Source organism: Paraburkholderia phenazinium, from assembly GCF_900141745.1.
Classification (GTDB): domain Bacteria; phylum Pseudomonadota; class Gammaproteobacteria; order Burkholderiales; family Burkholderiaceae; genus Paraburkholderia; species Paraburkholderia phenazinium_B.
In genome coordinates this window covers 378,455-390,142 of record NZ_FSRM01000002.1, presented here as the reverse complement: position 1 = coordinate 390,142, position 11,688 = coordinate 378,455, and the positions used below count along the sequence as shown (strand labels likewise).

General features: G+C 58.7%; 9 protein-coding genes. 1 reads left to right on the top strand and 8 read right to left on the bottom strand.

Annotation, left to right across the window (positions count from 1 at the left end):
• Nucleotides 1-40: 40 nt before the first annotated feature.
• Entirely contained in the window at nucleotides 41-1,381 is a 1,341-nt protein-coding gene (locus BUS06_RS21795) for an MFS transporter (RefSeq protein WP_074266513.1), read from the bottom strand.
• Nucleotides 1,382-1,769: 388 nt separating this feature from the next.
• Here BUS06_RS21795 and BUS06_RS21790 point away from each other — a divergent pair, with 388 nt between their 5' ends.
• Complete coding sequence (locus BUS06_RS21790; protein WP_074266512.1) at nucleotides 1,770-2,891, top strand: porin; 1,122 nt, start codon at nucleotides 1,770-1,772, stop codon at nucleotides 2,889-2,891.
• Between the two features lie 51 nt (nucleotides 2,892-2,942).
• Here the strand turns inward: BUS06_RS21790 and BUS06_RS21785 are convergent, their stop codons facing one another.
• The 7 genes from BUS06_RS21785 to BUS06_RS21755 all read right to left on the bottom strand — a co-directional run bounded on the left by BUS06_RS21785 (nucleotide 2,943) and on the right by BUS06_RS21755 (nucleotide 11,473).
• A complete protein-coding gene (locus BUS06_RS21785; protein ID WP_074266511.1) occupies nucleotides 2,943-3,878 on the bottom strand; it encodes a 3-hydroxyacyl-CoA dehydrogenase NAD-binding domain-containing protein in 936 nt (311 codons plus the stop codon).
• Between the two features lie 28 nt (nucleotides 3,879-3,906).
• On the bottom strand, nucleotides 3,907-5,112 hold the full coding sequence (locus tag BUS06_RS21780; RefSeq protein WP_074266510.1) for an acyl-CoA dehydrogenase family protein: 1,206 nt from the start codon (nucleotides 5,110-5,112) through the stop codon (nucleotides 3,907-3,909).
• 23 nt (nucleotides 5,113-5,135) lie between these two features.
• Nucleotides 5,136-5,891, bottom strand: coding sequence for an acetoacetate decarboxylase (locus BUS06_RS21775; RefSeq protein ID WP_074266509.1), 756 nt, complete (start codon nucleotides 5,889-5,891; stop codon nucleotides 5,136-5,138).
• 86 nt (nucleotides 5,892-5,977) lie between these two features.
• A complete protein-coding gene (locus BUS06_RS21770) occupies nucleotides 5,978-7,207 on the bottom strand; it encodes a CaiB/BaiF CoA transferase family protein (RefSeq protein ID WP_074266508.1) in 1,230 nt (409 codons plus the stop codon).
• 92 nt (nucleotides 7,208-7,299) lie between these two features.
• Nucleotides 7,300-8,229, bottom strand: coding sequence for an enoyl-CoA hydratase/isomerase family protein (locus BUS06_RS21765; RefSeq protein ID WP_254368934.1), 930 nt, complete (start codon nucleotides 8,227-8,229; stop codon nucleotides 7,300-7,302).
• 89 nt (nucleotides 8,230-8,318) lie between these two features.
• Complete coding sequence (locus tag BUS06_RS21760; RefSeq protein WP_074266506.1) at nucleotides 8,319-9,560, bottom strand: PucR family transcriptional regulator; 1,242 nt, start codon at nucleotides 9,558-9,560, stop codon at nucleotides 8,319-8,321.
• Between the two features lie 293 nt (nucleotides 9,561-9,853).
• Nucleotides 9,854-11,473, bottom strand: coding sequence for a phospholipase D family protein (locus BUS06_RS21755; protein ID WP_167379416.1), 1,620 nt, complete (start codon nucleotides 11,471-11,473; stop codon nucleotides 9,854-9,856).
• Nucleotides 11,474-11,688: the final 215 nt, after the last annotated feature.

The window sequence follows — 11,688 nt, the reverse complement described above, 5'->3', positions numbered from 1 at the left end:
GACGAAACGAATGGAGTCGCGGACTACCGCCGCTGTGATGTCATTGAGCGTCCTGTCTCGCCTGCAGCCGGAGCGCCTTGGGGAAAGTCTCGGGCGCGAGACAGGTGGCGAGCACGGTAATCAGCCCAAGCACGCCGAGATAGAGGGCGACGGGCGTCGCACTGTGGTAATGCGCGAGCAGGGCAGTGGCGATCATGGGCGAGAGGCCGGCACCCAGCACCGATGAAATCTCCCGTCCAATACCGAGTCCCGAGAAGCGCAGATGGACCGGCAGCAATTCGCTGATGAAGGCGGGTTGCGCGCCTTCGAGTATGCCGAGCGTGATGCTGTTGGCGAGAATAAGAGCGGCCATGACCTTGACGAACTCGCCGGAGCTCAGCAACACGAAGTAGGGGTAAGCGACCAGAACAATTGCAATGGCGCCGACCAGGTAGACGGGCTTGCGGCCCACCTTGTCGGTAAGGTGTCCTGTGAACAGCGAGACCGGAATCATCAGCAGCATGGAGACCGTCAGGCCGCCGAGGAGCCACGACGATTTCAGGCCGATGAACTGACCGTAGGCGATCGAAAAGGCGAAGAAGATATACGATGCTGCGCCCTCGCCGAAGCGCAGGCCGAAGACCGTCAGCACCTGGCGGGGGCAACGGCGCAGCACTTCCGCAATTGGCAGACGGCTCTCTTTACCCGTGGCCCGGACTTCGGCAAACTCGGCGCTTTCCTCCACGGAGCGGCGCATCCACAGGCCGAGCACCACGAGCAGCGCACTGCAAAGAAACGGTAAGCGCCAGCCCCAACTCTGGAAATCATCGGGCGACAAGCGCTTGACGAGGAGGAACGCGAGCGTCGACAGGACGAAACCAAACGCTGCGCCGCCAGGGCTCCAGGCTGCGAGTGCACCGCGCTTCGACGCGGGGGCGCTCTCGTGAATCAGCAGGATGCTGCCGCTCCATTCGCCGCCCGCTGCAAGACCTTGAAGGATGCGAAGCAGCACGAGCAATACCGGAGCCGCCAGGCCGACTTGCTGGTAGGTGGGCAGCAAACCCATGCATACGGTCGCGGTTCCCATGGTCAGCAGGGTTAGCATCATGACCGTCTTGCGGCCGTAGCGGTCGCCAATGTGCCCGCACAGCACACCGCCGATCGGACGCGCGATAAAGCCCACCGTAAAGCCGCCGAATGCGGCAATCGTGCCCGTCAACGGATCGTTCCCGACCGGGAAAAACAGGTGGCCAAACACCAGCGCAGCGGCCGTGCCGTACAGAAAAAAGTCATACCACTCGAGCACCTGTCCAAGCACGGCAGTCGTCACGGCGCGACGCACCGTGCTGATGGGGCGGGCGGGAGTTGGGGGAGCAAGCGTCACTGTCGCGTCGGAGTTCATGGTATTGGGCACACACGAAGTTGGAGTTCCTGCTCGCCGGAGACCGGGGGCAGCAGGCAGAGGAGACACTCGGGAAACATGGCCGAACGATAGGCGCGGCGAAAAGGCCGGTCAAATTCGGGACAAAAATGAACGCTATGAGCCGGCTTCATGTCGGGCGCGCTGCACTTGCCGAATTTCGCCCGAATAAGTCACGCTTATTTGGCAGGCCGTTTTTGGCTGATTTGCTGCCGGGAATATGCCAACTTAGATTTCGGTTCACGGGGTGGGTCTTCGCCATGTCGAAGTGCCGCCCCGTTGCGCGTGCTGGGTGAACGCTAAATCTTCTGCCCAATCAGATTAGTTCGTCATGCAAACGAAAGCTGGATAAATCATATAAGGAAACATTGTGAAGAAGCTGCTCCTCGCTTTGGCTGGACTCTCGTTCTCTAGTGCTGGGGCCTGGGCCCAAAGCAGCGTGACGATTTACGGCATCATCGACGACGGTCTGACGTGGTCGAGTAACCAGGGCGGCAAGAGCGCCTTGCAGATGCAGAGCAGCATTTCGCAGGGCAATCGCTGGGGTTTCAAGGGCGCCGAAGACCTCGGGGGCGGTACGAAGGCAATCTTCAGGCTCGAAAACGGCTTTAACGTCAATACCGGCGCGTTCAGCCAGGGCGGCCGGGAGTTTGGACGACTGGCTTATGTCGGCCTGACCAACGACACATACGGCACGTTGACGTTAGGACGGCAGGGCGAAGAAATCGGCGACTATATCGGCGCGCTATCGGCAAACGGTCTCTTGCCGGGTGGCATTCTGTTTCCGCACCCCGGGGACCTGGATAATAACGGCATCGACTTTCACCTCAACAATGCCGTCAAGTACGTCTCTCCAACCATTGCTGGCTTAACCGGCGTGGCGACCTACAGCTTCGGCGGCGTCGCGGGCGATGTCGCGCAGAACAGCGCGAAGTCCTTTGCGCTGCAGTATGTGAACGGCAGTCTGCAACTGGTGGGCGCCTATACCTCGATCGACCATCCGGCCACCGCCGTGACGGAGGGGGTATGGACGGCCACCAATACCGTCGACGGCAACTATGGACTCGCCGCCAGCAGCTATAAGGTGTTCGGGTTTGCCGCCGCCTACACGTTCGGTGCGGCGAAGTTGAGCGCCGACTGGACGCACACGCAGTTCGGTGGTCTCGACCCCACGGTAGGCGCGAAGATCGACGGACACGTGACGTTCAATATCGGCGAAGTGGTTGCCAGCTACATGGTGACGCCGACGTTGCAACTGGGCGCTGCGTACAGCTATACGATAGGGAATGTCTCCGCGACCGGGCAGGAACCGAAGTATCAGGAGTTCGATGCGAGCGCGGACTATTTTCTCTCCAAGTCCACCGATGTCTACCTGTCCGGAACCTACATGCATGCTGGAGGCGGAGCGGTTGCCGATCTCGCGCCCGTGCTCGAACCGTCCAGCTCGCCGAATCAGGTGGCGCTGCGGATCGGGATCCGCAAGCGCTTCTAGTTCCATGGCACTCAGCAGTCGCGGCTGGGGTTTACCAGCCTCGTGACAACATCAGACTTCGTCTCCCCGAAGGGACAGGAGGCCGAGCAGGATCTCATCGCGATGCGCGGCAAGTTCATGCGCGGATCGCGATTGAGTCTGTTCGTGCACCCCTCGGATGATGGTTGCGCGAACCTCGGGGGTCAGCTCGGGCGCGCCGAGTACGTGCCACCATGCGCTCATCGGTCCCGTGAACTGTTCGAAGAAATGTTCGATACCGCCATCGCCTCCGCCCAGATGAAAGAGCAGGCTCGGACCCATACCACCCCAGCGCAGACCGGGTCCCCAGGAAACAGCAGTATCCGCGTCGGCCACGCTGACCACGCCCTCCGAGATCAGATACACCATTTCTCGGTATAGCGCGGCTTGTAGCCGGTTAGCGACGTGCCCCGGCACCTCCTTATGCAGACGAACAGTGCGCTTTCCGAGACCGCTATAAAAAGCCGCGACACGTTCGATGGTCTCTTCAGATGTTTTGGCGCCGCCGACAATTTCAACCAGCGGTATCAGGTGTGGCGGATTGAACGGATGTCCAATCACGCACCGCTCAGGATAATTCTTGCAGGCCGACTGGATCTCGCTCATGGTCAGGCCGGAAGAACTCGACGCGATGATCGTGGTGGGCGCCAGGATATTGTCGAGATGCCTGTAGAGGTCTTTTTTGAAATCGATACGCTCGGGTCCATTCTCCTGGACCAAATCGCTGCCGGCCACCGCGTCGTCGAGATTCGCCGCGAACTCCAGTCGGGTGCGCGAGGCCCCTGGCGCGAGTCCCAACCTTTCCAATGCGGGCCATGCCGCGTCGATGAACGCCTCGAGCTTCACTTGGGCATCCGGCGCGATGTCCGTGGCGATGACATCCTTACCCTTGGCAAGGAACAAGGCGGCCCAGCTCGCACCGATGACGCCGGTGCCGATAATGGCAATGCGGTTGATGTCTTTGCTCATAACTAACAATCCTTCGAGTGGAGTGAGGTCAGACGAAAGCGCTAAAACCACTCACCGCCTTGCCGACGATCAGGGAGTTCATTTCGCGGGTGCCTTCGTATGAATAGAGCGCTTCGGCGTCGGCGAAGAAGCGTGCGACGTTATAGTCGAGCACGATGCCGTTACCGCCAAAGATTTCCCGCGCCCACGCGACGGTCTCGCGCATACGGGTCGTGCAAAATGCCTTGGCCAGTGCGGAATGCTGGTCCAGCAGTTTGCCCTGATCCTGCAACTGGGCCAGACGTACGACCATGCATTGTGACGCGGTAATATTGCCGAGCATCCTGGCAAGAAGATCCTGCACCATCTGGAACGATGCGATCGGTTTGCCGAACTGCTCGCGAGTCTGCGCGTAGCGCAGCGCGTGTTCGTAAGCCCCCATGCTGCAGCCGACCGCCTCCCATGCAACGTATTGACGGGTCAGCCGCAGTACCCGCGCGGTGTCGCGGAAGGACAGATCGCTCTGGAGGCGGTTCTCTTCTGGCACCCTGCAGTTATCGAGCGTGATGACGCCGTTCTGCACGACTCGCAGCGCGATCTTGTTCTCGATCTTTTCGACGGAAAAGCCCGGGGTGGTTTTGTTTTCGACGATGAAACCCTTGACCTGATTGTCATCGACATCGCGTGCCCAGATAATCGACAGGTCGCACCAGGGAGAATTTCCAATCCACCGCTTTTGGCCGTTCAGAATCCACGTATCCCCTTCACGCCTCGCCGTCGTCAGCAATCCGCCCCCGGCGCCGGACCCTACCAGCGGTTCGGTCAGTCCGAAGCAACCGACTTTTTCCAGCCGTGCCATCGGCGGCAGCCATTTCTGTTTCTGCTCTTCCGAACCGCCAAGATAGATCGAGCCCATCGCCAGTCCGCTGTGGACGCCATAAAAAGTTGCGATGGAAGAGTCGACGCGCGCCAGCTCCATGGCGATAAATCCATCGAAAAGCGTACTGCCGCCAGGGCAGCCATATCCTTCGAATCCGACGCCTACGATGCCGAGGTCCCGGATGCCGGGAATGAGTTCGAACGGGAACGCATCCTCGGCCCAAAATTTGTTGATCACAGGCGCGACCTGGCTCTCCATGAAGGTCCTTACCCGCTTAAGCAAAGCCCTCTCGGTATCGTTCAGAATCTCGTTAAGCAGATAGAAGTCGCTATCGGGAGCGGGAAGCGCGTGGTTAGGCTTTGAACTGGCAGTCATGGAGAGTTCCACTAGAGCGTTGATCAGGAGGCGTTCGAGGGATGGTGCAGATAGTCGTGCACGACTTCGGCGCCACCGATTGTGAGGTCGGTCAGGATATGGATCGCCGATAGGACCTCAAGTACCGGCAGCTTTGCGACCGGCGCGAAACAGTGAGGATGCAGCTCAAGGGAGGCCGGCCCGCTCCACGCGCCTTTGACCGTGACGTCGGTGACGTAATACCTGACCAGTTCGCAGACCCGCGACGACCCATCGACGTGAGGTAAGATTTTCAGCAGAAAGCCAGGCGCCGCGAGCGTCTTCTTGACGGCAGCGAGATCGAGTGGCTCGTACTTGTACGCCATGGTTGCGGTTGCAACGCGCACACCGTTGTAATCAAGGGTTCCCACCAGCGCGTCGTTGCGGATTTCAAGCTTCGGCTGGGCGAATACTTTAGGAAAGCCAAGTAACTCACGTCCGGAGGCGATACCGGCTCCGCTGTCGAGGTACATCGCGTGTGTGAAGCCTCCGGATACACCGTCGAAAGTCACCGGTACGACTTGACCCGATTCGGTGTATGAGCCGAGGCCGCTCGAGTCGGGCATCCTGATGAATTCGTACTTGACGATAGGTTCGGCAGGAAGCAGCGGTGCAGGGATGATTCTGGCCAGCGCTTGCGGATCGGTGCGATAGGTAATGATGATGAATTCGCGGTCGACAAACCGGAAAGGCGGTTTGGGATAGGCTGGGCTGCTGATCGGCATCGTGTAGGCGTGTGCGCGAATTTCGTCTTCAGTCATGTAAAGCTCCAGGTGAATGGCTGGGTAATGGCTTGCGCGTGCCTGGCAGCCAAGGGCGTTCGCGCAAACCGTCCAACGCGGTGGAATCAGGCCGCGCCTTCGAATCGCGCGACAGTGCCTGCCTCGTGAAGACGTGCGATCTCGTCCTGAGTGAAGCCCATCTCTCGCAGGATCTCGGCGCCGTGTTCCCCGAGTTGCGGCGCGGCGCCCGGCTTCACTTTGTGTTCACCCATGATCTGGATAGGATTGCTGACCGTGCGCATGGCGGGCTTTCCCGGCAGATCGAGCGGCACGACGATGCCGTTGGCCTCCAGTTGCGGATCGTGAATGATCTCTTCGGCAATCTGCACGACGCCAAAAATCACGCGCGCCGCGTTAAGCGTTTTTTTCCAGAAGGCAAGCGGCTGGCTCGCGAATAGCGGATCGAGAATTTTGACCAACGCGGCTGCGTTATCGATACGTCGTTCGTCGGAAAATCTTGGGTCTTCCAGAAGCTCTGGCACACCGATAGCGCGGGTAAAGGCGGCCCAGTCCTTGCGTTGCGCCGCAACCAGCAGAATCCAGCGACCGTCGGCTGTCTGGTATGGGTTCAGCAGTGCGTTGGGTGGATTCTTCCGGTCGTGCTGGGCGAAGAATCGACCGCCATTGAGACCGCCCTCGACCCACGCGGCTGCTGCCCAGATACCGTTGGCGATCAGCGAAGTCGACACATGGCTGCCTTTGCCGGTCCTGGTGCGTGTATAGAGCGCCGTGACGATCGCCGCATACAGTGTTGTGGCCGTGGCGTGGTCGCCAATCCCCGGAATAGGGAGTGTCGGAGGGCTACCGGCGTCGTGGGTAACTTCCATGAGGCCGGAGCGAGCCCAATACGCCGTGACATCGAAACCGGGTGTGTCGGCGTCGGGCCCTTCGGATCCATAGCCGGTAATGTCGGCGTAGATCAGCTTCGGGTTGAGCGGCGACAACGCCTCGTAGCTCACGCCCAAAGCGGCTTTCACACGTGGCGGGAAATTGACGACTACGACATCGGCCCATTGAACGAGGCGTGTCAGCACCTCCTTGGCTTCGCTGGACTTCAGGTCGAGGGCAATGCTGCGCTTGTTGCGGTTCGTCAATTGCCAGGCGTAGTTCGTGTTTGCCACCGGGTTCGGCGGCATGGCCGAGAAGAACCGGTACACGTCGCCCGTACCCGGCGGCTCGATCTTGATGACGTCTGCTCCGAAGTCCGCCAGAATCGTTGTTGCCGCAGGGCCGGCAATGTAGCTCGCAAGGTCGAGCACCTTGAGACCTGAAAACACGCGTTGTCCGTCAGTCATGGAAGTGTTCCCGATTTGGGGTTAGACGTTGACCATTTGCACTACTAAGCTTGACTGGATCGAGAGCTGGATCAAGGAAGAGCCGTTCCGTCTCAACGGCCCTGGAATCTCGGCGGACGCCTCTCCAGGAAGGCGGTGGTCCCTTCTTTCTTGTCCTCGGTCGCTGCGCATAGCGCGAAGAGTTTTCCTTCCAGCGCGAGTCCCTCCGGCAACGCTGAGTTGAGCCCAACGTTGACGGCATCCATTACATAAGCGACGGCTAACGGTGCGTTGGCGGCGATTTGTGCCAGAAGCGCCTCGGCGCGGGCGATCAGATTTCCGGCTTCTACGACTTCATCTACCAGGCCGATCCGATATGCCTCGTCCGCGGATACCATCTCGCCGGTGAGGATGAGTTTCAGCGCAACACTCCTGCCCACGAGGCGAGGGAGCCGCTGCGTTCCGCCGAAGCCGGGGATAAGCCCCAGTTTGATCTCAGGCTGCCCGAACTTCGCGCCCGGACTGGCTAGCCGGAACGTACAGGCGAGTGCGGTTTCGCACCCACCGCCAAGTGCCAGGCCGTTCACTGCGGCAATGACTGGCTTGCCGAGGTTTTCGATGAGATTGAGAAGCGCTTGCCCCGCCCGCGTCTGGCGTTCGGCCTCGATCGGCGTGGCGGTGGCGAGCTCAGAGATGTCGGCTCCTGCAATGAATGCCCGGTTGCCTGCGCCGGTGATGATGACGCCGCGAATCTGCGAGTCCGCTTGTGCGTCGGCAAACGCTGCGCCTAGTTCTGCAATCGCCTTCCGGTTCAGCGCGTTCATTAGCTCGGGACGGTTCAGCGTCACGTAAGCCGTAGCATTTCTCTTTTCGTAGAGAACGGTGTCGAAGCAGGGGGCAGACAAATCTTTTGACATCGAAACGGACCTTCCGGGTTCATGGACGTCCAGCGCCTGCCCGGTCGGGCGACGCTCATTAATTTGCGCAGGCCCTGACTTTTTCTTACCCTGTACGTAAGTTCGAATCAACGGCAGCGAGCACATCGGATCTTAAAGTTATCCCGACCTGTCGCATATGTGATAACTCACAACGCAGTTAGCTATTTTTCCAATGCCGGTGCCTCCGGCCTGGTTTACCTGGCCGAGCCGTGCAGCTTGATTGCAATATCGAGCTTCGATATCCAGCTGGCGTCGTCGAGGCGTGCTCCGAGGATATTTTCAATTCGTTCGAGCCGATAGTTGAGCGTATTCGGATGAATGCCAAGAACGCTCGCGGTGACCTTTCTCCGTTGCAACTGGTCGAAGTAGGTCTTGAGTGTTTCGAGCAATTCGGGTTCGCTCGCGAGTTGTTCGACCAGAGAGACAAGGTAACGCAGTGCGTTTTTCGTACAGCGTACGCTTTCTTCGAGGACGATTTTCGAATACAACCACACGCTCTCTTCGCCTCCCTGAGCGCGGCCGAGACTGAGGGCACGGCTTGCTTCTTCCGCGGACATAGCCCAGCCTGCCGCGCCTTCGCCCATCAGGCCAACGCCGATTGCCTTGATTTCCGGGCTTGTTTCTGCGAGCGCTGCGATCTGTTTGCCCACCTGAAGATCGCTCATGCCGATCAGGTCGCCGAGCCGGGCCGGTATCCACAGGAGTAGTTTCCCGCCGTACCAGATGTCGAAGAGCGTATCGACGGGCAATTTGAGCCGTCGGGCGATGGCAACGACAATTCGGTCGAGTTCACTTTTGAACGTCGGCGAATTGCTGTCGATCGAGTGTACGTCGATGGCCAGCGCTATTCTGGGAATCGTTCCATCGAGCCGGAGGGCGGCTGCGGTTTTGGCGAATCCTTCGGTGTCTTCGGGGTAGTAAAAAATAATGCTGTGCAGCTGATATCGAAGGGATTCCCGCCAGCGGGCCTGTTTATATTGTTCATCCAGGTAGGTCTGGGAGATGATCTGCGCCAGAACGTCGAAGAACTCCATCAAAAACGGTGAGATCCGGAATAACAGTTCATCCCGCAACTCGTCGCTTTTCTCGTCCGGGTCAATATAAAAACACCATAACTCGCGGGACCCCAGCCGGAAAGCGCGCAGCAACGCATCGAGAGGCAATCCCTGGTAGACCCGCCGGCGCCCGTACTCCCGGAAGGCCTCCAGTCCTTCGGCCGATGGAGCGGTGCCGGACAACAGGGTGCCGAACCAAAGTTTGGCCGACCAGGCAACCGAATTGCGTATATCAAGTTTGGTTGGGGAATCCAGATCTGCATACAGCTTGATATTCATCAACGCTGCATATACCCGGTCGACGACTTTCCCATGGTCAAGGGCCACTTTCTCGGTCCACTCGCGCAGGGCCGGCGATATCTCCGGGATATTTTTAGTCATGCTTGGCATTCCTCGGTGATTATGTCGTCGACAGTCTACGGAAGTCTTGCCCCGGCGCGTGGTGCTGCCGGTGAAGCGAACGACCGTTTTTTCAGGTTGACCACGGTCAAGGTCTCCGCCACGCTATTTTGCACTACGTCGTATTGCTCGGGGTGCAACTGAAGAGTGATGGGTGCGAAAACGCACCGTCGAAGTCACTGTGACGATCAACAAAATTATTTTGACTTTGAACAACGAGGATGCGTCTCTTTCCGAGGCGTGGGCCCTGGCTGGTTTTACCTGTAAGCCTGTTCTTAAAGCATCTGTTCCGAAACAAACGGAGCGAGAAGCCACATTTTCCACCGCGCTCCAAAGCTCACCTCGGGCTCGGACTTGTAGATCACCTCGGTGCCGTTTTCCATCGCCGTCCACTCCAGGGTCTTTCCGTCGCTCGCCAGGCTTAGGTGATAGGTCCCACTGCTTCGGATCCCATTCAATAGGGAAATGACCTGCTGGGAAAGCTGGTGGGAGTGCACGAACATCCCCATTTCTGTATTCTCGCGGGATGATCGTAAATCCATGTTCATCGATCCCACGAAGGTCGTATCGCTATCGATGACGACGATTTTGGCATGCGATCGACCGATAGAGTCCCGCTTGATCACTGTCTCTACATCTTTGTTGGCGTGTAGACCCTGCGAGCTCACCTCATAGATATCAATCCCCATTCGAAGCATGCGAACGCGGTATGTAGCATAAGCAGCGCTAGCCAGGGGCTCATCGTTCACGCCTACCGCATTGGTTATCAGCGTAACTTTCACGCCGCGGTCGCGCACCTTTTGCAGCGCAGCCATCCCTACTTCCCCCGGGACGAAATACGGCGAGACCAGCAAGACATCCGTATTCGCTTCGGATATCGCCTTTAAGACGCGCGACGTCACCGTGGACGCATCGTCTCCTTTCTCGGCGCGGCCGGAAACCTTCTCAGGCGTATCGGCAAAGGTTTCGACCTGACCGGAAAGCATGTTCAGCCGAGGCTGGTCTGCTTCCTGGCTGAAAGGAAGAAATCCGAGCTCATCTGCCACCGCCGCCGGTGCGCTGGCGAATGCGGTCTCGCCGGCGGTCTCGCGTTCGAATGACGCTTGCCGCGCGGCCAGGTCGTCGGGAGAGTTGTCGATGCTAGCCATTCGATACACCCGCGGGCTGTTCCAGTAGCTGTCGAAAATTGACTCAAGCCTCGGCACCGCATCTCCGGCTAGCAACAAGTCGAAATCGATGAAATTTCCAACATGGCTCTGAAAAAAGTACTCGTCAGCTATATTTCTTCCGCCAGCAACCGCAAACGCACCATCGGCAATGAAAAGCTTGTTGTGCATCCGGTGGTTTAGACGAGAGAAGTCATCCAGCGACAACGCCCATTTCATGAGCGCCGATGTCCTTCCGGCGGGGAAAGGGTTAAACAGCCTGATCTCGACGTTCGGAGTAGCCGACAGATCCAGGAGAAGCTGTTCACTGGTGTCCGTGTACAGGTCATCGACGAGTATGCGCACCCGGACACCGCGCAACGCAGCGTCCCTGACAGCTCTGAGCAGTGTTCTTCCTGTGGTGTCGTCCTGAATCAAATAGTACTGAAGGTCCAAGGTGTGGGATGCTCGCTTTGCAAGCGCGAGCCGGGTGTCCATGGAGATGCGGCTGAAAGGCATGGGCCTGAAGCTCGACCCTGACCCGGAAGGTGTGCTCGCCGTGGCGAGTTGTACTAGCGGATCTGCATCGTTTGCGGGCAATGCGAAGCTTTCTGCTTTCGCCGAGGGTGGCAGCGACGCGCAACCCTCGATTTGCGCCACTGCCAGAACAGAGAGGCAGACCAACGCTATCCGCGCGCCTACTCGAATTGATTTTCGGCCTCGCGTTGCCGGATAGCCTTGTAGTTGCATGGAACCCGAATTCCTGGATTGATCTGTTGTCCAGCGACGCAAGGATGACTGTACGAGCCATACCATAGTGCTCAATAGCTTTGGCACCAAGCCTATGGGTATGCTGCGGCCGGATCTCAGGCAAGCCCAAGACTTTTCAAAGCCAATGTTCAACATGATTCAAGCCTTCACTGTTATTTGGCTGAGGCACGTAACGTGTAACTCGAGGTCGCTGC

Bases quoted from the DNA above. Each gene is read 5' to 3' on its own strand.
- BUS06_RS21795 (WP_074266513.1), bottom strand. From the start codon at position 1,381: ATGAACTCCGACGCGACAGTGACGCTTGCTCCCCCAACTCCCGCCCGC.
- BUS06_RS21785 (WP_074266511.1), bottom strand. From the start codon at position 3,878: ATGAGCAAAGACATCAACCGCATTGCCATTATCGGCACCGGCGTCATC.
- BUS06_RS21780 (WP_074266510.1), bottom strand. From the start codon at position 5,112: ATGACTGCCAGTTCAAAGCCTAACCACGCGCTTCCCGCTCCCGATAGC.
- BUS06_RS21775 (WP_074266509.1), bottom strand. From the start codon at position 5,891: ATGACTGAAGACGAAATTCGCGCACACGCCTACACGATGCCGATCAGC.
- BUS06_RS21770 (WP_074266508.1), bottom strand. From the start codon at position 7,207: ATGACTGACGGACAACGCGTGTTTTCAGGTCTCAAGGTGCTCGACCTT.
- BUS06_RS21765 (WP_254368934.1), bottom strand. From the start codon at position 8,229: ATGTGCTCGCTGCCGTTGATTCGAACTTACGTACAGGGTAAGAAAAAG.
- BUS06_RS21760 (WP_074266506.1), bottom strand. From the start codon at position 9,560: ATGACTAAAAATATCCCGGAGATATCGCCGGCCCTGCGCGAGTGGACC.
- BUS06_RS21755 (WP_167379416.1), bottom strand. From the start codon at position 11,473: ATGCAACTACAAGGCTATCCGGCAACGCGAGGCCGAAAATCAATTCGA.